The sequence below is a fragment of the Priestia sp. FSL W8-0001 genome (genome assembly GCF_038050335.1).
GTDB lineage: Bacteria > Bacillota > Bacilli > Bacillales > Bacillaceae_H > Priestia > Priestia flexa.
This window is the reverse complement of the sequence record NZ_JBBPAL010000001.1, coordinates 1,787,624-1,810,435: the sequence shown is the minus strand read 5'-3', so window position 1 is coordinate 1,810,435 and position 22,812 is coordinate 1,787,624. Positions and strand designations below refer to the sequence as shown.

21 protein-coding genes, 5 pseudogenes and 1 riboswitch are annotated in these 22,812 nt (G+C 36.2%); of the genes and pseudogenes, 4 read left to right on the top strand and 22 right to left on the bottom strand.

The window, feature by feature from the left end; all coding sequences use genetic code 11:
* Window positions 1-14 precede the first annotated feature (14 nt).
* The 7 genes and pseudogenes from MKZ18_RS09545 to MKZ18_RS09515 form a co-directional block, all read right to left on the bottom strand.
* Window positions 15-902 (bottom strand): ABC transporter ATP-binding protein, encoded by an 888-nt coding sequence (locus tag MKZ18_RS09545; RefSeq protein ID WP_061785973.1) that lies wholly within the window; start codon window positions 900-902, stop codon window positions 15-17.
* A 23-nt stretch (window positions 903-925) separates the two neighbouring features.
* On the bottom strand, window positions 926-1,216 hold the full coding sequence (locus MKZ18_RS09540; protein WP_061785974.1) for a winged helix-turn-helix domain-containing protein: 291 nt from the start codon (window positions 1,214-1,216) through the stop codon (window positions 926-928).
* Entirely contained in the window at window positions 1,209-1,802 is a 594-nt protein-coding gene (locus MKZ18_RS09535) for a hypothetical protein (RefSeq protein ID WP_061785975.1), read from the bottom strand. Before MKZ18_RS09535 ends, MKZ18_RS09540 begins: the two co-directional genes overlap by 8 nt.
* A 279-nt stretch (window positions 1,803-2,081) precedes the next feature.
* Complete coding sequence (locus MKZ18_RS09530) at window positions 2,082-3,512, bottom strand: IS4 family transposase (RefSeq protein WP_047933940.1); 1,431 nt, start codon at window positions 3,510-3,512, stop codon at window positions 2,082-2,084.
* A 220-nt stretch (window positions 3,513-3,732) separates the two neighbouring features.
* Window positions 3,733-5,163, bottom strand: a complete 1,431-nt coding sequence (locus MKZ18_RS09525; RefSeq protein ID WP_047933940.1) for an IS4 family transposase — start codon at window positions 5,161-5,163, stop codon at window positions 3,733-3,735.
* 1,074 nt (window positions 5,164-6,237) lie between these two features.
* Window positions 6,238-6,330: pseudogene (locus tag MKZ18_RS09520) on the bottom strand (IS6 family transposase); the annotation flags it as partial.
* A gap of 215 nt (window positions 6,331-6,545) precedes the next feature.
* A pseudogene (locus MKZ18_RS09515) lies at window positions 6,546-6,647 on the bottom strand (IS6 family transposase); the annotation flags it as partial.
* Between the two features lie 92 nt (window positions 6,648-6,739).
* Here MKZ18_RS09515 and MKZ18_RS09510 point away from each other — a divergent pair.
* Entirely contained in the window at window positions 6,740-7,447 is a 708-nt protein-coding gene (locus tag MKZ18_RS09510; RefSeq protein ID WP_025911933.1) for an IS6 family transposase, read from the top strand.
* A gap of 164 nt (window positions 7,448-7,611) precedes the next feature.
* On the opposite strand, the gene MKZ18_RS09505 is transcribed toward MKZ18_RS09510, so the two are convergent.
* The 4 genes from MKZ18_RS09505 to MKZ18_RS09490 all read right to left on the bottom strand — a co-directional run bounded on the left by MKZ18_RS09505 (window position 7,612) and on the right by MKZ18_RS09490 (window position 10,545).
* A complete protein-coding gene (locus MKZ18_RS09505) occupies window positions 7,612-7,881 on the bottom strand; it encodes a DUF3986 family protein (RefSeq protein ID WP_061785976.1) in 270 nt (89 codons plus the stop codon).
* A gap of 14 nt (window positions 7,882-7,895) precedes the next feature.
* Window positions 7,896-8,483, bottom strand: coding sequence for a hypothetical protein (locus MKZ18_RS09500; protein ID WP_061785977.1), 588 nt, complete (start codon window positions 8,481-8,483; stop codon window positions 7,896-7,898).
* 9 nt (window positions 8,484-8,492) lie between these two features.
* Window positions 8,493-9,395, bottom strand: a complete 903-nt coding sequence (locus tag MKZ18_RS09495; RefSeq protein WP_061785978.1) for a S8 family serine peptidase — start codon at window positions 9,393-9,395, stop codon at window positions 8,493-8,495.
* Window positions 9,396-10,176: 781 nt separating this feature from the next.
* Window positions 10,177-10,545 carry a hypothetical protein gene (locus tag MKZ18_RS09490; protein ID WP_061785979.1) on the bottom strand — a complete coding sequence of 123 codons (369 nt, stop codon included), beginning with the start codon at window positions 10,543-10,545 and terminating at the stop codon, window positions 10,177-10,179.
* 585 nt (window positions 10,546-11,130) lie between these two features.
* Between MKZ18_RS09490 and MKZ18_RS09485 the strand changes: the two genes are divergently transcribed.
* Window positions 11,131-11,838, top strand: coding sequence for an IS6 family transposase (locus MKZ18_RS09485; RefSeq protein WP_144594424.1), 708 nt, complete (start codon window positions 11,131-11,133; stop codon window positions 11,836-11,838).
* A 132-nt stretch (window positions 11,839-11,970) separates the two neighbouring features.
* Here the strand turns inward: MKZ18_RS09485 and hepT are convergent, their stop codons facing one another.
* The 7 genes and pseudogenes from hepT to MKZ18_RS09450 all read right to left on the bottom strand — a co-directional run bounded on the left by hepT (window position 11,971) and on the right by MKZ18_RS09450 (window position 18,241).
* Window positions 11,971-12,375, bottom strand: a complete 405-nt coding sequence (gene hepT, locus MKZ18_RS09480) for a type VII toxin-antitoxin system HepT family RNase toxin (RefSeq protein WP_061786716.1) — start codon at window positions 12,373-12,375, stop codon at window positions 11,971-11,973.
* On the bottom strand, window positions 12,365-12,772 hold the full coding sequence (gene mntA, locus MKZ18_RS09475; protein ID WP_061786715.1) for a type VII toxin-antitoxin system MntA family adenylyltransferase antitoxin: 408 nt from the start codon (window positions 12,770-12,772) through the stop codon (window positions 12,365-12,367). The genes hepT and mntA overlap by 11 nt, the downstream gene beginning before the upstream one ends.
* 318 nt (window positions 12,773-13,090) lie before the next feature.
* Window positions 13,091-14,216 (bottom strand): annotated as a pseudogene (locus tag MKZ18_RS09470) (IS4-like element IS4Bsu1 family transposase).
* Window positions 14,217-14,366: 150 nt separating this feature from the next.
* Entirely contained in the window at window positions 14,367-16,019 is a 1,653-nt protein-coding gene (locus tag MKZ18_RS09465) for a DUF2339 domain-containing protein (RefSeq protein WP_061785253.1), read from the bottom strand.
* Between the two features lie 117 nt (window positions 16,020-16,136).
* Window positions 16,137-16,919, bottom strand: a pseudogene (gene splB, locus MKZ18_RS09460) (spore photoproduct lyase); the annotation flags it as partial.
* 49 nt (window positions 16,920-16,968) lie between these two features.
* Window positions 16,969-17,211 carry a transcriptional regulator SplA domain-containing protein gene (locus MKZ18_RS09455; RefSeq protein WP_025910468.1) on the bottom strand — a complete coding sequence of 81 codons (243 nt, stop codon included), beginning with the start codon at window positions 17,209-17,211 and terminating at the stop codon, window positions 16,969-16,971.
* Between the two features lie 70 nt (window positions 17,212-17,281).
* Window positions 17,282-18,241 carry a LacI family DNA-binding transcriptional regulator gene (locus tag MKZ18_RS09450; protein WP_025910469.1) on the bottom strand — a complete coding sequence of 320 codons (960 nt, stop codon included), beginning with the start codon at window positions 18,239-18,241 and terminating at the stop codon, window positions 17,282-17,284.
* A gap of 78 nt (window positions 18,242-18,319) precedes the next feature.
* On the opposite strand from MKZ18_RS09450, the gene MKZ18_RS09445 reads away from it, so the two are divergent.
* Entirely contained in the window at window positions 18,320-18,463 is a 144-nt protein-coding gene (locus MKZ18_RS09445; RefSeq protein ID WP_176031374.1) for a hypothetical protein, read from the top strand.
* Window positions 18,464-18,683: 220 nt separating this feature from the next.
* On the opposite strand, the gene MKZ18_RS09440 is transcribed toward MKZ18_RS09445, so the two are convergent.
* The 4 genes and pseudogenes from MKZ18_RS09440 to MKZ18_RS09425 form a co-directional block, all read right to left on the bottom strand.
* Window positions 18,684-18,830 carry a hypothetical protein gene (locus tag MKZ18_RS09440; protein WP_340842548.1) on the bottom strand — a complete coding sequence of 49 codons (147 nt, stop codon included), beginning with the start codon at window positions 18,828-18,830 and terminating at the stop codon, window positions 18,684-18,686.
* Between the two features lie 89 nt (window positions 18,831-18,919).
* A pseudogene (locus MKZ18_RS09435) lies at window positions 18,920-20,231 on the bottom strand (Na+/H+ antiporter NhaC family protein).
* A gap of 78 nt (window positions 20,232-20,309) precedes the next feature.
* A riboswitch (SAM riboswitch) is annotated at window positions 20,310-20,413 on the bottom strand.
* Window positions 20,414-20,526: 113 nt separating this feature from the next.
* Window positions 20,527-21,288, bottom strand: coding sequence for an ABC transporter permease (locus MKZ18_RS09430; protein WP_061785252.1), 762 nt, complete (start codon window positions 21,286-21,288; stop codon window positions 20,527-20,529).
* Window positions 21,281-22,192, bottom strand: coding sequence for an ABC transporter ATP-binding protein (locus MKZ18_RS09425; RefSeq protein WP_061785251.1), 912 nt, complete (start codon window positions 22,190-22,192; stop codon window positions 21,281-21,283). Before MKZ18_RS09425 ends, MKZ18_RS09430 begins: the two co-directional genes overlap by 8 nt.
* A gap of 146 nt (window positions 22,193-22,338) precedes the next feature.
* Here MKZ18_RS09425 and MKZ18_RS09420 point away from each other — a divergent pair, with 146 nt between their 5' ends.
* Window positions 22,339-22,779 (top strand): YtoQ family protein, encoded by a 441-nt coding sequence (locus MKZ18_RS09420; protein WP_025910476.1) that lies wholly within the window; start codon window positions 22,339-22,341, stop codon window positions 22,777-22,779.
* The last annotated feature ends 33 nt before the right edge of the window (window positions 22,780-22,812 follow it).

Genomic DNA, 22,812 nt, shown 5'->3' with positions numbered 1-22,812 from the left:
TCACTCTCCTTTTATTATTGATCTCGCAAATCCGTGCCAGTCAATTGAAAAAATACATCTTCTAGCCTTGGTTTGAATAAAGATAATTGATTTGGAACAAAATGATTTTCCTTGCTCAATCTAACTAAACCTCCGAAAGTATCTAACGGATCTTTTGTTTTAATTAATACACCTGATTGATATGGTTTAAAATCAAATCCACGGTCAATCAACGTTTTATTAGGAATAGATGAATCTAAGTAAACAGATGTTTCTGTGTAACGGTTTAGAAGTTCATTAATTTCCCCTTCTTCAACGATTTTCCCTTTATCGATGAAAAAAACATAGTCACACAAACTCTCAATTTCTTCCATATAATGACTAACGTAGATGATGGTCTTTCCTTCTCCTTTCAATTTATTTATGAGCTTAAAGATATAACGTCTTGACTGAGGATCAACCCCTACCGTCGGTTCATCTAAAAAAATTAATTCCGGGTCATGCATAAGAGCACAACCAATATTCAAGCGACGCTTCATTCCTCCTGAAAAGTTCTCGATTACATCATTCGCTCTTTCAAATAATCCTATATCCTTCAATAACCTTTCTACTTTTTGCTTTAACTCTTTACCTTTTATTCCATGTATTTGGCCAAAAAACTCCATATTTGTTTTAGCTGTCAGCTTTTCCTCTAGACTAATATCCTGCGGAACATAACCCAGTGTACCTTTAGATCCTCCTTTGTATTCAACCTTGCCTTCATAAGATCTAATAATATGAGAGATAATTTTCATCAGGGTTGACTTCCCGGATCCGTTTGGACCGATTAACCCGTAGCATACTCCTTTCGAAATTGTTAATGTTACATTATTTAATGCTTGAGATGTCCCATACTTCTTACTTACATTCTCTACCTGTAGCATCCACACTCATCCTTTCTTAACTTTTATTTTTTAAAAATGGCTTCAATGGTACTGATATACTCTTTGTAAGCATCTGCGCCTAAATTGGTTATTTTTACAATTGTTTTTGGTTTTTTAGATATAAACGTCTTTGTAATTACTACATATTCTGCATCTTCTAATTTTTTCAAATGCGAGCCTAAATTCCCATCCGTAACAGACAAAGATTTTTTTAAGTAGGTGAAATCACATTCTTCATAAATCATTAATAAACTCATAATCCCTAAGCGAATTTTTGCATGAATTAAATCATTTAAATTATTAACATTACTCATTTCCTTGCCCTTTTCTTTTCAGAATAAATCCCGTTAATAACAAACTACCTCCGCCGATAAATGCAAAAATAATGTTCAGTAAATCAGGGAAAACAGAAAACGTGATCATTCCAAGAATGCTTAACCAGAACCCCATAAAAAAAATCTCTCTCGTCAAAACAATACCGAGAAGTATATACATAATTGACACCAATAAAACGATATAAAAAGAGAAATTATCAAATGTATATGGTAGTAAACCTGAGTAAATCAAAAAAACAAAAATACTTAAAATCATAATGAGACCTAGCCAGGTATATTTCAATTGATTTCTTAGAAACAAAGGCATTGGATTCATTTTTTTTTGCTTAAAATATATAGCCAAAGTGATAATCCAACCAATAACCCCTAGCAAAAACCATGCAACCCCAATAGTAAATGGATCAAAGTTCAGTAAGGTAATCGTATAAGCAACAATCCAGATAAATCCCCAAATAATGAAGTATGTGCTAGTTTGTTTACAATATTCGGTTTTATAACGTGTAATTGTTTTAATATGCGATAAATTTTCAAGTATTTCTGAAGTGGTATATTTTTGATTTGGCATGAAAAACCCCCTTATATTCTAGTTGCTCTGTTTTACAGAGTATAATGTATTATTCAAGTTACTCTGTAAAACAGAGTATAATGCATTATTCATCGTTCGTAAAGTATTTTTTCAATATTTCTGAATTTAACAACCAATATAAACATATTTGGGGTAGCGCCACATACCCATCAAGCTAACGACAGAAACGATTAAAAATGTAATGATCCTTGTCCTAACATCGGTGAGTATCAGAAAAATCGGCATGACAAAGAAGCCTATGAAACCATCATTTTTTCGTTAGGCAACTTGTTGTTGTTTTACTGCTGTCTCATACACAATACCAAGAATGTCAAAAACGGTTTTTTTCTGATACCGATGACACTTACGCCCATTCTTTTTCAACAGGTGATACAGTCGTTGGAGAATCGTTACGAGTTCAGTCAGATCACCTGCCATTGCTGGAAATAGTAACGGAAAATAGTCCTTAATCATATAAATTGATTTGTATTCACTCAGCTCTTGTTTTCTCTTTTTCAACAGGATCTGCCGCATTTGAAACATGGTGGAAGAACAGAGAAGAATCCCGATGAGTTGCCCATATAAATGGCACTCTAGCCGTTCCTTTTTGATGGTTTTACATTCATCTATTTCGAAGAAGGACTTCCATGTTTTAAATAAAATTTCAATCTGCCAACGTAACGAATACAATGAATGCACATCGTTTGTCGGTACTTCTTTTGGTGGTGTGTTCGTAATATAAACGTTCATTCCCATCAGCTGTTTACTTTTATCCTTCATGACAATGCCTTTCTTTTTCTCACGTACAGCTTGGTTGTTTAAACGGGTTTTAGTTTGTTCGTTCGTTAGTCGGTGAATGATGACACGTGTCGGTAATTTTTGAATTTGACCAACATAAGCTTCTGAAAGTTCAATGGTCTCACCCGGTTCCAGTTCGTTCAAGATGTGTGCCATATTAAGCTGAATATATTCGCTCTGCTTTTTCAGTGTGCCGTTTTTGAAGTATTCTGGTTCAGGGTTTTTTACATAAATACGGGTATTTAGCTTTAATCGAGAGAGATAAAAGGCGCCTAATTCATGAATCGTTTGTAAATCTCGTAAATCAAAATAACCTAAATCACGTAAACAGAAATCGCCTGCTTTCACACTTTCAAGACAAGTTGTGCCATACGTTTTATCATTATCTTTTCCCGGTCCTAGCTGTACGTGTAAAAATTGCCCACTCAATAAGTCATATTCAAGCTGAATCTTTACACCTGCCGTATTACTGCTTCCTCCAGACCCTTGATAATCACTTACGAAGGCATCGGGTAGCTGAAACACTGTGGCATCTAAAATCCGAATACGGTTAAAAATCAAGAAGAGCGTTGACGATAGCGATTGTGTTGCACAAAGTTTCTGTGTGAGAAGTAAAGCAAACACCTCACGAAGAAACTGGACGGCTGCTGGATTAAACCGTTGATTCAATCCTTCCTGACTCATCAGGACACCTGTTGAAGCTTCTAGTCGACTACACAGTTGTGCAAGCGATGTGCGAGCGACTTCCTGGCTAAGCCACACGCAAAGAGCCATCAGTTCATTTGCTTGATACTTACTCGATCGTTTCACAAATCCCACTTTCTTAGCGATTTCTTGTAAGGCAATGGGAGACAAAGAGCGTTGTAATTCTTGTGCAAATAGGTGTAATTCTTCGGAAAACTGAACATCCATAAAAAAACGCCATCCTTTTCGAGTAGTTTACTAAAAAGAATAACGTTTTTTTCGTTTTGGGGAAAATCCATTGCGTTAGCTTGATGGGTATGGGGTAGCGCCACATACCCATCAAGCTAACGACAGAAACGATTAAAAATGTAATGATCCTTGTCCTAACATCGGTGAGTATCAGAAAAATCGGCATGACAAAGAAGCCTATGAAACTATCATTTTTTCGTTAGGCAACTTGTTGTTGTTTTACTGCTGTCTCATACACAATACCAAGAATGTCAAAAACGGTTTTTTTCTGATACCGATGACACTTACGCCCATTCTTTTTCAACAGGTGATACAGTCGTTGGAGAATCGTTACGAGTTCAGTCAGATCACCTGCCATTGCTGGAAATAGTAACGGAAAATAGTCCTTAATCATATAAATTGATTTGTATTCACTCAGCTCTTGTTTTCTCTTTTTCAACAGGATCTGCCGCATTTGAAACATGGTGGAAGAACAGAGAAGAATCCCGATGAGTTGCCCATATAAATGGCACTCTAGCCGTTCCTTTTTGATGGTTTTACATTCATCTATTTCGAAGAAGGACTTCCATGTTTTAAATAAAATTTCAATCTGCCAACGTAACGAATACAATGAATGCACATCGTTTGTCGGTACTTCTTTTGGTGGTGTGTTCGTAATATAAACGTTCATTCCCATCAGCTGTTTACTTTTATCCTTCATGACAATGCCTTTCTTTTTCTCACGTACAGCTTGGTTGTTTAAACGGGTTTTAGTTTGTTCGTTCGTTAGTCGGTGAATGATGACACGTGTCGGTAATTTTTGAATTTGACCAACATAAGCTTCTGAAAGTTCAATGGTCTCACCCGGTTCCAGTTCGTTCAAGATGTGTGCCATATTAAGCTGAATATATTCGCTCTGCTTTTTCAGTGTGCCGTTTTTGAAGTATTCTGGTTCAGGGTTTTTTACATAAATACGGGTATTTAGCTTTAATCGAGAGAGATAAAAGGCGCCTAATTCATGAATCGTTTGTAAATCTCGTAAATCAAAATAACCTAAATCACGTAAACAGAAATCGCCTGCTTTCACACTTTCAAGACAAGTTGTGCCATACGTTTTATCATTATCTTTTCCCGGTCCTAGCTGTACGTGTAAAAATTGCCCACTCAATAAGTCATATTCAAGCTGAATCTTTACACCTGCCGTATTACTGCTTCCTCCAGACCCTTGATAATCACTTACGAAGGCATCGGGTAGCTGAAACACTGTGGCATCTAAAATCCGAATACGGTTAAAAATCAAGAAGAGCGTTGACGATAGCGATTGTGTTGCACAAAGTTTCTGTGTGAGAAGTAAAGCAAACACCTCACGAAGAAACTGGACGGCTGCTGGATTAAACCGTTGATTCAATCCTTCCTGACTCATCAGGACACCTGTTGAAGCTTCTAGTCGACTACACAGTTGTGCAAGCGATGTGCGAGCGACTTCCTGGCTAAGCCACACGCAAAGAGCCATCAGTTCATTTGCTTGATACTTACTCGATCGTTTCACAAATCCCACTTTCTTAGCGATTTCTTGTAAGGCAATGGGAGACAAAGAGCGTTGTAATTCTTGTGCAAATAGGTGTAATTCTTCGGAAAACTGAACATCCATAAAAAAACGCCATCCTTTTCGAGTAGTTTACTAAAAAGAATAACGTTTTTTTCGTTTTGGGGAAAATCCATTGCGTTAGCTTGATGGGTATGGGGTAGCGCCAGTAAAAGCTATTTAATTGTGATGACTCCATTTCAACCATTAAAAAATAAGAGAACTGTATTATAACAAAGGAAAATAATCCGATAATGTTAACGAACTTCTAAGGACGATGAATATGTCAGTAACCATAACCGTGGCTGATAATGAAAAGAGCGACTGTAAGCGCTAGTGAATTATTGATACGACTGCAAAAAGAGACGGAAATCCCCCCCTTATAAGTCTGTATTCCATTCTTTTTGTTATCTACCATTCTCTTTACATGACTATGAAATTGTGGGTGCGTGTAGTGGATACCCTAATCAGAATGCAAAAGTGTTTCAGAATGAACGTTATCTCCTAATCTATCTTTTAATTTGTCTAATGTTTGATAGACGATATCCACTTGTAAAGAAGGAAAAATACTTTTACATATTTGCCCATTTCTGAAATAATAATGTCATACTAGAGGTATCCCCCCTTACTAAAGAAAATAAGAGCGGTGAGGTGAAATGAAATGTATGAAATGATTAGTCCAGTAAGCATAGTTATATTTGTTTGGATAGTGTCTTATACTTTATATGATTTTCTAAAAGCAATTTATCCTCAAAACTAAGTGGGAAACCAAAATAAAAAAATTAAAAAGAAATATGAATTTAGTAAAACAAAGAGGATTTATCATATGACGGATCCCCTTTGCTTTATTGCGAATAAGTGGGGTTATGCCAACAAGAGATTAAGCTTTTAACTGTATATAGACGTTTTTTCAATATTCGTGTGTGTCAGAAAAAAACTCATTAACTTGCTAATTTTTAATCTCTAATACGATTACCATAATATACATGCCAATGCAGGTTCTGGTGCAAAGTTTCTTAACACATAAAAAGGTGAAGGAATTACTGTTGAATTTTACTAACCTATTAATAATTTTTGTAATTCGTTATACGTCGAAAAGACGAATTCTGATTGAAGACTTCGCCTATGTTTATATAGGGCATGAACCGAGATATCACGTTCCTTCAGAATTTCAAATACGTCACGATGACTTAAAGAAAAACGACAATAGTAACCAACAGTTACCAATATAATATCTTTCTCGAATTGTTTTCCTTTATACTATCTCATCTGTTATGCTCCTCCTTTTCTTTTTTTAGATTTTATCCTAGTTTAGAAATTTTTGTAACAGAACCCTTTTTGGAGTAGTTTATATCCTTAAGTTGATGGGCATGGGACGTTCTCCGGTTCTGGTGCAAATACTGAAGAAAGATGTAAAGAGGTGAAAAGCTCCCTAGTAGAATCTAGTCTTAAGTAGCAATTTCAAATAGTTCATGGATGAACTCCACTTGATTTTGGGCAGACTTGTCTCGTGAAATAAGTTGTCCTTTTTTTATCATATGCATCGCTTGGTTCTGGTGCAAAAACTTCAGGGCAATTGCAAGTAATCTCTAAATTTTGGACATACTGATACTATTACTCTAAAAAAAGGGGCATGATCAGTATGGAAAACCAAAATGTATTCAAATGGAAACATTATCAGCCTGACATTATTTTGTTAACAGTGAGATGGTACCTACGGTACAACTTAAGTTTTCGTGATTTGGTGGAAATGATGGAGGAGCGTGGCTTATCCATGGCTCATACAACGATTATGCGTTGGGTTCATCAATATGGACCGGAATTAGATGAAAGAGTACGACGTCATCTTAAGCCAACAAATGATTCCTGGAGAGTCGATGAAACGTATATTAAAGTAAAAGGTCAATGGATGTACTTATATCGTGCAGTTGATTCAGAAGGGAATACCATTGATTTTTATCTAAGTGAATTAAGAGATAAACAAGCAGCCAAGCGCTTTTTCAAGAAAGCCTTGGCTACTTCTCATGTTTGTAAACCTCGCGTCATAACAGTGGATAAAAACCCAGCTTATCCTGTAGCAATTCAAGAGTTAAAAGAAGAGAAACGTATGCCTGAAGGCATCCAAATGAGACAAGTGAAATATCTCAATAATATCGTAGAACAGGATCATCGTTTTATAAAAAAGCGAGTTAGTTCGATGTTAGGATTGAAATCATTTCGTACAGCTACTTACATACTGAGTGGCATAGAAGCCATGCATATGATGAAAAAGAAGCAGGTTCATCAGGGGGTGAAGTCTGCCCAAAATCAAAAAGAATTCATCCATAAGTTGTTTGGATTAGCTTCATAAGTTAGCAATTTAAAGGAAACTCACACTCTATGTTTCTAACGAGTGATTTTTGCACCAGAACCAGAAAAAGACTGTCACCTTTATATAGGTGTCAGTCTTTTCAGTTAGGATCTATTCTACAGTAAATGTACTTAATACTCATTTCCGAGATGCAGTTAAAGATTTTATATGATGTTTTCCTCTATTAAAAAATCCTTAAGTAGTTGTGAACCTTTTTCAAAAGTCAAATCATCATTAATATGATACTCTCTTACGAGTAGACCAAAGCCCTCATAAAACTTATAATCCTTATTATTAAGAATTTTTTTATAATAATCATTATCGAAAAACAGGCACCATTTCTCTCCGTTTTTCTCTTTCATAAAAATACCTTCTATATCATGTCCATCTTCATAATAACCTACATGTAAATGGTATCTGTCATCAAAAATCATATTATCCCTACCCTTTAGAATTTAATTACATGATGATCTTTTAAATTAGGTGGTACATGGTAGTGAAGTACAGGATCTCTGCCATGTTTTATTGGGGCATAATCAAGTCTGAATAAAGTAGTTGAGCCTTTCTTCCTTAGCTGAATAATTCTTCCCCCACTACCAGGACCATCCAAGTCATACTTTGATGGTGCATCTACAAACTTCTTTACATACGGTCTTGCTAATGCCCACCCCTTTTCCATACCTTTTTTACCAACTTTTGATGTAAGAAGTCGAATTGCAGCAGCTGCAACAGGAATCCACTGACCGCTTACACTGTTATCTTCAATAGAAACATCTTGATCAGTAAGGATAAAATGTTCTTCCATCTCCATAAAAATAGGGTCGTTTACTAGAAAGTCAAAATCTTCTTCATATGTAGTTAAATCTTGCCCTGATACATCAATTCCTGTAGTTTCAGTTATTTCTTCTACTACAGTATCTTCTAATACTAATCCCTCATCAACAATAACTTCTGATGTCTCTGCTCCTGAAATAGTAGGGGACAGGATAGATAAAAGCATAACAAATGTCAATACAATGGTAACAAATTTTTTCATTACAATCTCCTATTCTTCTTTTAATAGCATGTCGGGCTTGAGAATTAAGTACTCTTCAACTCTATCATTTTCTTTCATGAATTTCCATATTTTTTCATTCATTTTACTTTCATTTTTAGATTTATTGGCTTGTACATATAAAGAGGCTAACCCAGCCATATAAGCTGAAGCCATTGAAGTACCACTACTAACTAAGTTTTCACCAGTAGTTGAATAACTATTAATAAATTGGCCTGGGAGTAAAACATCTAGACCATCACCTTGAGTGGTTCCTTTCCATATCTCACCTTTTTTATTAATTGCTCCAACACCTATAACGTTTGAGTATTTTGCAGGAAATAAAACATCAACATCTTTTTGAACTCCGAAATTACCTACTGAAGAAATTACCAAGATATCTTTCTCTACAGCTTTATCAATCATTTGTTTTAGATCCTGGTTATCTTTTGGCGTTCCAAATGGCATTAAAATCACATCAACATTCTTATCGATGGACCATTCTATTGCATTTATAATATTGTTAATATCACCTTTTAAGTTTGAATCCAATGCCTTTGCTACGTAAAGGTCAATTTCAGGTGCCACTCCAAACTCTTCAGATGATAGAATCCCAGCTATATGAGTTCCGTGCCCATGATCATCATCATAATCTTTTGAATCATTAATAGTATTGATACCGTCAACTGTACTGGTAATTTCTTTAGAAACACCGGTATCTATTAGAGAAACCTTGACCCCATTACCTTTTAATTCATATTTTTGGTGTAATGAATCTATATCAAGATAATCGTAAGCCCAGTTTCTCTCATAAAATTCGGAATCTTTTTCTTTTGCGCCTGTTAAAATAGAAAATAGATAGATACTTGTTATTGCTATACCTACAATTAAAATGATAAATATTAACCTCTTCATTCTACCACCTAACAATATATTTTAGGACAATTATACCATGTTTACTATATATATATCCATATATTGTTACTTTAATTTTCAAAAACCTGCCTCGTTGGTTTAATAAGATATCAGTGTTTTAGATATATTGAATTTAGAACGTTTGTTTGTACATAATTAAATTAAAAAGGAAGTCACTAAATTAGTAATTGAAACAATTCTCAATATTGAAAGCATTAGAGGTTCAAGCCGGGGAGAATTTTTCTTTCGAGACCGAGATTTTAAGGATGCTCCAAACTTTGCAGTTGCAATTGTTGCTTATGAATGGATCCAGCAGCAATGGACGGAATCTGGCTGCAGGGAAATGGTCATAGAAAAAGTAACCTAGAATGAGAAAAATGATATTACCTAGATAGTCAGGGAGATTGAGAAGGTTATGCCGGAAGATGACTTACCTTCTAAACAGAGAAAAAGCCAATAATTAAATCGACTTTTTCATTCCACAATTGCTACACTATCTAAGAAATTCACCATTGCCAACCTTTGATTTAAAATGTGAGTTTCCACAGTTGTCGCAGCGTCCAGCTTGTTTATCAGGTAAATCATTATATGTGTAGAATTTATCTAGATCAATATTGTCGTAATCGTATTCCATGTAGTCACCTCAGAAGTTCAATATATCAAACATTACGGAATAAATGAAGGCTGTATATTTTTCACAAATTATTCACAAGGACTTCCAGCCTATTTGCTTAATTTTTAGGTGAAATGGTGTGAGGAAATGAAGGTTCGTGACAAATTTTCAGCTGTTTATGTGCCAAGATTGGATTTTGTAAAGGCAGGGATAGGTTGCTTCAGAATTTTTTATATAACTAGAAAAGTTACGTAATGCATCGGCCATTAATGCAAAACAAGCAAAGAGAATATGCCCTATTTCTGAGTTAGATTTATCAATGCCATAATATAACTCTCTCTGAACTTGAAAATAATTATGCAAATGATCTTGGCATTCAAGTATAACCTCTTCGTTGGATTTCTCTTGAATAAGTACATTTAATTCATTATATAAATTTGATGAAGAAGCATTATAATAGGGTTGTTGTACTTGCTCAATAAATGTAGTTAAGTGTGGCTCATTATTTTTAGCTTTTATTATTTGTTTCTCTAACATTTGTTATTACACCCTTTCTCTAAAGCTTGTAAAACTTATCCTTCACTAGCTTATATTCTTTATAACCTTCGAGGTTATTGTCGATATACTTAAGTAGCATGGCTTTTAAAAACCAGAATTTCGGAAGTTCTGCTCTTAAAGATTCAAAATCAAGATTGAGTATGTGATCAGTGAAGTTATGAAGTGCATCAGCTATTAATGCACACATGGCAAAAAGAACGTTGCCTATTGTATTATTAATTTGAAAATATAATTCTCTTTGAAGTTGAAAAAAATTACATAATTATTATTGTGAGATCTAATAGCATACTTTATCATTTAATATCCTCCCTCTAAGTTAAAGGTTCCATATAATACAAAAACATCTTCTTCTAAAGATTTGGGTAACAGTGTCACCTTATTGGTATCAATTTCAGTTTTTATGAAGTAATGATTTTGATTTTCTCTTAAAATTTCATATTGTTTATCACTATAAAACTTTTCCCCATCTATTGGTTCTGGTGCAAAAACTTCAATTCACTTGTAAGCAATCTCTAAAACTTGGACATACTGATACTAGTACTCTAAAAGAAGGACGTGATCAGTATGGAAAAGCAGAATCTATTTAAGTGGAAACATTATCAGCCGGACATTATTTTACTAACCGTTAGATGGTACCTGCGGTACAACCTTAGCTTTCGTGATGTAGTCGAAATGATGGAAGAGCGAGGTCTATCTATTGCCCACACAACCATTATGCGTTGGGTTCATCAATATGGACCAGAATTAGATGAACGCATACGGCGTCATCTTAAACCAACCAATGATTCTTGGCGAGTCGATGAGACGTATGTGAAAGTCAAAGGTCAATGGATGTACCTCTATCGTGCCGTTGATTCAGAAGGAAATACGATTGATTTTTATTTAAGTCAAACAAGAGGTCATAAGGCTGCAAAGCGCTTTTTCAAGAAAGCTTTGCGGTCTTTTCATGTTTCCAAGCCTCGTGTGATCACAGTAGACAAGAACCCAGCCTATCCTATGGCGATTGAAGAGTTAAAGAAAGAGAAAAAGATGCCCGTAGGCATCCAAATACGGCAGGTAAAATATCTGAATAACATTGTGGAACAAGATCATCGATTTATTAAAAAACGAGTGCGCTCTATGTTAGGGTTGAAATCTTTTCGTACAGCTACATCTATTCTTTCGGGAATAAAAGCGATGCATATGATTAAAAAAGGACAACTTGTTTTACGGGACAAGTCTGTCCAAAATCAAGTGAAGTTCATTCATCAACTGTTTGGGTTGATTACTTAAGGCGAACAGTCACTAGGAATCTGTGGCTTTTTTAGATTTTCTTCAAATATTTGCACCAGAACCTAAGCAAAGTATACCAGTGCCACCTAAAATAGCCGTTATCAAATAAACAAAAAGTTTAAGGTTTTTTAATCAATAATTAAGAATTTGCTTTGTATAAGTAGTAAAGTCATCTAAATGTTTATCTAAGATCTTTTGTAAGATGTCTTGATTGATTGCTTGATAATCATGCACTGCAATATTACGAAAACCTACCATTGCTTTCATCCTGTAAGAAATTTCACTTGTTATAATAGATTGTGACTCTAACATATCAAAAGCTTCTCTGCTCGTTTGAGGTAGGCCTAAACGTTCTTCAGCAACAATGTGCATGGCTAGATCAATACAAGCTTCACATGCACGTTGAATATTTAAAATAATGGAGTCTTGTTTTGTATAATCCAGTAAGTTTTTAGGGTCCTGTTGGTATACTTCCAGAATACGCTTGTTACATCTTTCAATTACACTAATTTTGTTTAAAATAACATCATTTCTCATAAATACTCCCACTTTCATCTACTTTCTTTAATATATCTTTTCGTTCCTCATTTAATTTTGCGTACATTTTTAAGGCTTTCATTTGTTCACTCATACGCAACCTATCATCATTTGAATAAATAACTGTTCCAGTCATATAAATTTGAGCTTGAAAAACCGTAGAAGCTTCTGCGATATTCACTAAATCAACTTCTCTTTTTAATATAGTTGCTAACTCTTGAGCTAACATAAAAATTTCGTATTTCTCTAATTTTTTATGCTTTACATAAAAACCAATATCAATATCACTTTCTTGATGGGTTGTTCCTTTTGCAAACGACCCAAATACGATGATAAAGGAAGGGTCTATGTGGGTATGTAAAAAGTCAGTAATAGATTGAACAATCTGGCGATCCATGAAATCACTCCCTTAGTTACCTATATCTATTGTAGCAAATTTTATTTCAATGACTGAGAGTAGATGCTACTTTTTAATTTAATCTGTGGCAACTCATTAAATATGTTGTATGAAAGGTTTTTTATCTTACTTCTCTCTCATTATAATCGACTTGTGAATTTCCTATTCTTTATCACTAGCGTCGCATAAATTTTAACCGAATTTTCTGTTTTCTTATTTTTCCTTTTATAAAGAAAAACGAATACTCTTGAACAGAGGTAGTAAACATCCATTTTTTTACTATAACTGTTGACGAGTGTGACAGAGGCGGGAAACCCTTTATGGGACCGCTTTTCCTGCGATTTTTCGTAGCCATAAGTGAGCGGATTTCCATGGAGCTGCCTTCAGTAAACGACTAATTTGTAAGTACGTTCTCGAACTATTCGTGTTCAGTTGTGCCAGTACATGCAGGCAATAGACAATCATCGCGATGTACACCTGATTATGCACGCCTTGTTCGCTTTGTGCGTAGAACTTTTTAATAGTCAAGTGCTGCTTCAGCCATTTAAAAAATAGCTCGATTGCCCAGCGCGACTTATATAACTCAGCGATTTCGTCAGCGCTTAAATCAAATCGATTCGTGATCAGATGCAGTTCGTTTCCTTTTGAATCGAGCACTTTGATGAGGCGAAAAGCGTTTTCTGCACGGTTTTGTGGTGTACCAATCAAAACCATTTCATCTGAAAACACAAGCGAGTCTTCAGGCAGTTTAAATGGCTCGATTACACGCATGACAGCGTTTTTTTCGTAAGCGTGACACAAAGACATACCCATCGTCTGTCATGCGGTCAAATCGTTCATAATCCAAGTAACCCCGGTCAAAGACGTACATGCATTCTTTGTCGTCAACGAGTACTTCCAGCTGACCACGATCATGTTCTTTCGCGTTTGTCAGCACCGCTTTATCTGGATAGGAACAGCCTTTTTCTGCGTAAACAAGACGTAAATGAAGCTTGATGCCCGACTTTGTTTTACGGAATTCAGCCCACTTATGGTTTTTCAAGTTCAATGGCAACGTACTCGAGTCGATAATTTTCAGTGGTGTTGTCGTTTCTCGGCGCTGCTCATAATGTGATTTCTCGTGAATTTGGGCAACTAAATCCAAAAATACCTGTTGGAACACTTCAGTCGGCACTTGATTTAATCGGCGTCCGAGCTGCGAAAAGCTAATCGCTTCTAAATGCGTCGCTTTTTGAAGGTCGTCAGAAAATAATGTCTCACTGACTGCACGCAGACTCTCGGTTTCATTGAGCTGAGCGAATACGAACAATTTCAAGAATGACGCAATGTGTAGCTTCTTTGTATAGTAATTTAATTGATAGCTTTCAACCAATTCCTCGAGTTTTGTGGAGAAAATCGGTGAAAACCATTGTTCAAATGATGTTTTTCGTGTAAACTTATCCATGCTTATTGTCCTTTATTTTGGATTTGGATGGTTTAGTACCGCCCAACCATTATAAAGGCTTTTTTATGCAAAGATAAAATTACTGAAAATTTAGATTTTTATAAAGCGTTGAATTATTTTAATGCGACACTAGTGATATCAAATATAAAGTTAAGTCTTTTTTTTATGCAAAATTCTGGATACGATAAGACCAATTCCACCTAACGCAATGAATAAAACAGCTCGGATGGCTAAAGGAATGAACGGTAAATCATAAAGAACAAGCTTAATTAAAGTAAGAAACAATAAGCTAATTCCAATATAAGTACCCGCTTTGAATGATTTTACTATACCAATAGATAAACCAATGATAGCTAGTAAAATCCACGAAAATGTCAGAGCTAATGTTTGAGTATTGGTCGATAACGCTTCTGTGAAAAGTTGAACTTCCTGCGTGACAAAACTTAAGGTTAAAATGGTAAATAAAATACTGGTACTTGCTACAAACAAGGTTGATTTTTTCATTGAATTATTTTGAATAAACACTAAAAAAAGCATTGTGCCTAAAAAACCAAGCCAATTTAATGTCGGTTGTGAAAATACCGCCTCAATTGGTATCGCCATAACAGCAACTGCGCTGATTGTGTAAATTGCATATCCCACAAATTTCTGAATTGGATTGTTATATTTATGTGCTAAATAACAAGTAACAGCTCCTTGAATAATATAAAGCAACAGTGCATCTTCTTTATTAAGAAGCTGATTAATCAAAAACGCAATGCCAATGACTAAATAGCTCATAAAAAAGTCAAATTTCACCTTTTCTTTTTTATATACCTTAATACATAGGGCATATACTACAATAAGTACAGCAATTATAATGGTAACAGTTGTTTTTTCCATCGTACTACTTATCCAGCCATAAACGATAAATAAGCTTGCCAAAGTAGTTGAGGCATAAATAAACTCATTCCCCTTGCGAACGGCTGACAGTAAAAGTAAACAGACATGTTGAATAAGAAGAGCTGCTCCTAGAAGGGATGTAAACTCTACAAACCAACCATATACTAACAACACTACATTCAAGAGTATTGCCGCTAACCCATATAACACATGATAATTCAATCTCCACGCAATGAACGCAAAAGCGAGGTATAAGAGCGTTTCGTAGCTAATAAACACAAGTTGATTGGGTGAGTTACTTTCTATTAAGAACGGTACAAGCACCCCGCCAATTATGCTAATGATCCCAAGCGCTTGTGAACGATAATAAACAGTCATGCCAAGCCCTGCTACAACCCACAGCGCGTTTAACATAAATGCAAACGAAGGCCCAATCATTCCATATAAACTATGCGCTGCAAACGTTGTTAGCATTAGGATTGGAACGGACCCACCAAGGAGCACTTGCCCTAATACAGAGCGTTTTTTTACAATTTGCAAATGGCCAACACCTACAAATGCGGCGCTTACAATATATCCTAGCGTAACCTTGACACCTTCACTCATTACCCCGTAGTCAGAAGCAGCTTTAAATCCCCAAAGAACACCAATTATAAAAACAAAAATAAAAATGCGGGGCAACCATATTTGAAAAAGCTGTTCTTCCCAATTCGTTGATTTTTTCACTTGTTGTTCATAAACTTCAGTTGGCTTCATCGGCTGATGAGAAACCGCTTCTTCATGATTTGAAGGTTTCTTTGCCTGCACTGTAAATTCTGTTTTGCTCCCATATTGATTAGTAAGTAGTTGCTTTAACTCCTTTACTTCCTCCTCTAATACCGTAATCTTTTTTTCTAGGTTCTCTATTCTTTTATGATCCATAACATCTCTCCCTATAGCTTTATCAATTACCAAATTATATCATTTTAGTGTTTTTTAGGATATCTCTTTTCAATTTAACAATAAAAAGTGCAGGCTAAAAATGCCTGCACTTTCTGCTCATGTAAAGTATTCAATTTTTGCATTTGGAAAGAATTGACCAATATAGTATTCAAGCGTTTCACGCAGCTCATGCTCTTCGTCCTTTGTATACACATACTTTCCAATCCCATAGCGTCCCCACTTATAGCGACGCTCTTCTTCATTCATTTGTAGCTTAGACTTTGGATAGTTCTTTTCAATGACACGTTTGGCTGGTTTTGTAAATCGATGCTGAATCATTTCAAATGTAATATCATCACGCGATTCCTGTGGAATGGAAGCATCCAGCTTTTCAAATAGCTTGCGATACCCATCTCTCCATCCCTCATGGATATAGATAGGTGCTACGATAAACCCCAGAGGATACCCCGCTTTTGCCACTTTGTTCGCTGCTTCAATTCGGTAATCTAACGGTGACGTTCCAGGTTCAAAATATTTAATAACATAATCAGCATTCACGCTGAAACGAAAGCGCGTTTTACCGTTATGTTTAGCATCAAGAAGGTGATCTACATGATGAAACTTTGTCACAAAGCGAAGTTGTCCTAAATCGCTTTCTCCAAAATATTCAATGGCATGCTTGAGCGTATGAGTTAAGTGATCAATACCTACAATGTCAGACGTACACGCGGCCTCAAAACGCGTAATTTGTGGTGCTCGTTCTTTCATGTATTGCTCAGCTCTATCTAGAATTTCTTCTACATTTACATACGTTCTGATGTACGGCTTACTTCCCATCGTCGTTTGTAAATAACAATAGTGACAGTGTCCCATACACCCTGTTGCAAAAGGAATGGCATATGCTTGTTAAATGTAGGCTAAAAAAGACGCTGTTTAAACAGCGCCTTTTTTAGCCTTCGTACGGTCCGTAATCAAATAGTTCGTTATATGCTCGTTCTGCTTCTTCATAGCTTGTGTATATCGCATCATCATCTGATAATAAGTGATACGACTCATGTAAAAGCAGCGCAACGTCGCTGTTATTTTCAGGATGCTGAACTACTTCTCCCTGCGTAATATTGGCTACGTTTGCCGTATGAGGGTTTCGATAGATCACAAAAACTTGGTCCCCAACATGATATTCTTTTTTCATTATGTCACCTTCTCTATTTCAGCTTTATTTCTATAGTGTCCGCACATAGTGATTTTATAATGGTGCTTTTTTACACTGTCTGACGTTCAATAAGCTGAAAAGGAAGTTCAATGTATTGAAGACTTTTATCAAGCACAAGTTTAAATAAATGCTCCCCCATTTCAAAAAGTGGTAGCTGAATAGTAGTAATGTCTAAATAAGCTGTTAACGGATGATTATCAAACCCAATAATCGCAATGTCTTTGGGCACTGATAAACCTTCTTTCTTACAGCGAGTTATAACTCCTACTGCAAGCTGATCATTGGTAACAAGCAATCCTGTTGGCCGGTCGTCCATTGCAAGCAAACGATCTACAATCATATCTCCATCTGTTATGTATAAGCAATCTGTGAATACCCACTCTTCTCGTATCGGTTCTTGCAACCTCTTCATAAAATCACCGTAAGCATTAGCTCGCTGTTCACTGTTTGTACCACTCATCCTGCCTACGCAGTAACCAATTTTCTGATGTCCGTGCTCATGCAGGTAAGATAGGGCTTTTTCAAAAGCTGCGTAATGATTAACGTACACGGACGACACCTTTTTAGCTGTTCCGTCTTCGCATACAACAACAGGGCCATACGATTGATACTCGCTAAGAACACTCCAATCATTTGCTCTAGAGCAAATGATGACACCATCTACCTGCTTGGTTTTCAACATATGAAGTGCTTCAATTTCCTTCTTTACATCGTAAGCTGTTTGGCACAATACAAGCTGACAGTGAGCGCTAAGTGCTTGCTTTGAAACCCCTTCAAGTATGACGCTAAAGTATGGGTGATTAATAAATGGAAGAACAACTGCAATCCGATTAGTCTTTCCTTTTGATAAAGTAACTGCATTGCTATTTTGCTCATAGTTGAGCTCATCCACGACTGCTTGTACACGCTCTCGCTTCTCTTCGCTTACATAAGGGTGATTGTTCAAAACTCGCGATACGGTAGAAACGGATACCCCAGCTTTCTTTGCAATATCTCGAATATTTACCATTTTTCTCTCCTTTTGCTCTTGTTCTGAAACGCGTTTCATCATTTATGCTGTTTTTATTATAACGAAAGGTGGTCATAAATGATGCTTGGATTGGTTATTTTATTTGTTTTATGCGGAGTTGAAATTTTACTAGCTATGGTAGCTTTAAAGCAAAAACCAGATTTATGGAAGGAGGTTGAATTCGAAGATTTTTATGATTTTTACGATTCAAAAAAGCGATAGAAACCTATCGCTTTTTCTAATTATTTATGTACAACCTCTTCAGTGATTGATCGACCTTTTGTCTGATCTATATCTAACCATTGCCACTCTTCATGTAGGCGAATCCTTCCGTCTGGCAAAACCTCCGGTGTAGAAAAGCATGTGCCTCCGCGAATTTCATAAGCTATGTTAACATGCTGATAGCGGAATGTAAGACAGCTCTTTTCGTCTATAGTCCCAACTAACGTCCCGATAAAACGTCTCCACCTTCATACGTTGCGTGAATAATTCTGCCTTCTTGCTCATAGCGAAAGGTCGTATGAGAAGATACTTCACCGTTATCCGTATTCTGTACAGAGCGAAACACTCGATTCCTAAAACAAATCATCCTTTCACCTCTTTTTCAATATTCTAACATTTTAACTCTAAAAAAAGATGACATCAACCCTTCTTTCCGGTTGATGTCATCTGATGAAATTAAGCTATTTGTTTTTTAGCAGGTTGTTTATGAGTAAGCTTTGGATAATTAAAGACAATCGCTAAAATTCCAAATATCGCTGTTAAGATTGGATAAAATGCGAATGGCATTAGTTCAACTGAGGATACTTTTGCAAATTCTGATGCAATTAGCATTTGCGCTCCATATGGAACAAGTCCCTGCACGCTACATGAAAATAAGTCAAGTATACTTGCTGACTTACGGTTATCGATTTCGTATTCATCTGCAATCTCTTTTGCTAAAGACCCGACCGTAATAATTGAAATTGTGTTATTAGCTGTCGAAAGATTTGTCGCGCTTACTAATCCAGCAATACTAAACTCTGCGCCTTTTCTTGTTTTAATATTACGTGTTAATAGCCCAAGCAAGAAATGGATCCCTCCATTATACTTAATAAGTTCAACGACTCCACCAATTAAGATGCTGAGAATAATGAGTTCAGCCATACCGCCAATTCCTGTTGTAATAGCTTTTGCAAAGGTTGCTAGCGTATAGCTTCCGTCTGCCAATCCAATAATTCCAGCTACAACAATACCCCCCTGTTAAAATTGCTAACACATTTAATCCAAGCAATGCTGCAACCAGCACTCCTATATAAGGAAGCATTTTTACAAAGCTAAAACTTTCAACATCTACATTAGAATTATTTCCAAGCGTCATTACTAATAAAAGAACCATTGTAATAATTGCTGCTGGTAATACAATTAGAAAATTCACTTTAAATTTATCGTTCATTTTTGTTTTTTGCGTACGAACCGCAGCAATTGTTGTATCAGAAATAATGGATAAATTATCTCCAAACATTGCACCGCCGATAACGGCTGCTACGGCTAGTGCTGCAGAAATATCCGTTTCAGCACTTACTCCAACTGCAATTGGTGCTAGAGCCGCAATGGTACCAGTAGAAGTACCCATCGCAAGTGAGATAAAAGCACCGATAAAGAATAATCCAACAACAAGCAAGCTTTGTGGCAAAACAGATAAAGCAAGGTTAACCGTTGAATCAACCGCTCCCATGCCGCTTGCTACTTCTGAAAAAGCGCCCGCCAGAATAAAGATAAAGACCATAATCATCAAGTCCGGATGACCTGCGCCTTTAGCAAAACGCTCAACCTTCGCATTTAGCGTTTCTTTCCGGTTCATCGCTAAGGCAACGATAGCCGCTACGATAATTGCTACAAGTACAGGAAGCTTATAAAAATCACCTGTAATAATCCCCGAGCCTACAAACAAAGCTAGAAATACTCCTAGCGGCAGCAGTGCCCAACCGTTTTCTTTTTGTTTTCCCATGTTTACACCTCTTTGCATAAATAAAAGACCTCTTCATCAAGAAGAGGCCCTCTTATAATTCTTTATAAGAATACGCTCTTCTCATCTTTCAAACAAAATTGTTTGCTGGATTTGGCACCGCACTCTGTGAGTCAGTTGCCGAGACATCATCGGGCCAGTCCCTCCGTCTCTCTTGATAAGAAGTATAATATTTTTTAAATTTATTATTCAAAATTAACTCTTAACTACTTTAATATCTTTTACTTTCCTTGTCAAACACTATTGTAGAAAAACAAAAAGAAAGAAAATTCAAATATCAATTCGCTACGTCTCGCTTTAAGAAAAACAGCCAAGCCGTTCCAACAAAGAAGATTAGATGAGCTATAATAATAAATAGAGAAAACGGTAGGGTCATCCCAGGGAAATACGTTTGATTTCCATCCATATATTGACTAAGGTTGGTGTTAGCAAACAGTAAAATAATTCCCCACTGTACTTGAAACTCAGATAAAATTCCAGCAAGCATTTTTGCTCCTACTCCAACAACAATGCCAAGACCAACTGCTAATGCACTATTTCTGAATACCGACGATAGCATAAACGCAAAAGCAACCATCATAAAGGTTTCAAGATATGAAACACCATATGCAATCCAGATACCTTGTCCTTCTTGACCATTAAAAGCTCCTCCTGAAAAGAAAATAATACCCCAAATGATTGAAAATAAAAAGAAGGCAGCCAAATAGTACAAGCTAATAAAAATGCTAGTCAGGTATTTGGATAAAAGAATAGTTGAGCGACTCTTAGGACGAATTAATAGAAGTTTAATCGTTCCTTTTTCAAATTCAGATGCAACAATCGATCCAGCAGCGGCTACAGCAAAAAATTGGACAATAATTAAAAAGTTTGAAGTGAAAGCAACAAAGCCTGGCAACGTTTCTGCAATTCCAGCATTCGTTGTAATAGTTCTCATTATAAGAGCCATTCCAAGCGTTAAGACAGCAATTGCCAGAAATACGACTTTTGTGCTTTTTTTCATAAACCACTTCATATGTTCATTTTGTATTAAATTAAGCATTGAAATCTCCTCCCGTAACAGACATAAACGATTGTTCTAGCGATTCATAAATTGGAGTAATTTGGTATACTTCAATGCCTTCTTCCACTAGAAGTTTATTAATAGCAGCAGCCTCTTTCGGTTGAGCTTGTACAGAAAGCTGCTTTTCTTTTATTGCACAAGTGTAGCCTTGATTTGATAGCAGATTTTCCGCTTTTTCTACAGCATCAACTGCAAATACAATCGTTAGGTTCTCTTCTATATTACGCTTAGCTAATTCTTGAACAGATAGCAGTCTGCCGTCTTGAATAATCCCTACGCGATCACACAAGGCTTCCACTTCTTTCAACAAATGGCTAGCAATAAGAATTGAAATTCCTTCTTCTTTGCACAACCGCTTTAAATATGTTTTAAATTCAATCATTCCTGCTGGATCCAAGCCGTTAGTAGGCTCATCTAGTAGCAGTAGTGACGGTTTATGTAGAATAGCTTGTGCAACTCCGAGGCGCTGACGCATTCCGAGTGAATAAGTCTTTACCGGTTGGTGAATGCTTTTTTCTAACCTTGTTAGCTCGACCACTTCATCGATTCGATTTGCAGACACACCGTGCATTCGTGCAAAATGCTTTAAATTTTGATAACCTGTCAAATATCCATAAAACTCCGGGTTTTCAATGATTGCACCAATTGATTTGACAGCTTCATTAAATTGTTTGCGCTGGTCATGATTGTTAATGGTAACGTCTCCTGTTGAACTTACTAAACCTACAACTGCTCGAATAAGCGTAGTTTTACCCGAACCGTTTGGACCTAGTAACCCAAAGATTTCTCCTTTTCGCACAGACAATGATACGTTATCCAAAATAATTTTATTGCCAATCTTTTTCGTGACGTTATGAACCTGTAGTACCTCTCTCTCTGACATAATGTTCATCCTCTCTTCTATGTAATCCGTCTTTTATTTTTCCTTGTTTTGAGGTATTTGTCTAGATTAAAACAAACCATTCGTTTATTTTTCATTTTTTTGGTAAGCTATACGTATATATATTTTTTTATAAAGGGGATGCCGTTATGGAATTAGTCGTTTATTTAGCAGGACAAATTCATGATAATTGGAGAGACGATATCAAAAAGCAAGCGGAGGACTTAAAGCTTCCAATTACGTTTGTAGGACCGATGACGGACCATGATCGCTCGGATAATATCGGCGAAGTCATTTTAGGTAAACAAGACTCAGCTATTTTAAAAGATGAAGCCGCTTCAGCTTTTAACAACTTGCGCACAGAAGTACTGCTTAAGAAATCCGACGTAGTCATTGCGCTTTTCGGTGAAAAATACAAACAGTGGAATAGCGCAATGGACGCGGCTACAGCCGTTGCATTTAACAAGCCCCTTATCCTTGTACGTCCAGAAAAACTGCACCATCCTTTAAAAGAGCTTTCAAACAAAGCACAAGTTGTCGTTGAAACACCAGACCAAGCAATTCGTGCACTGGCTTATATCTTTGAATAAGGCTGATTCATAAGTATTTTAGTTAATGAGATA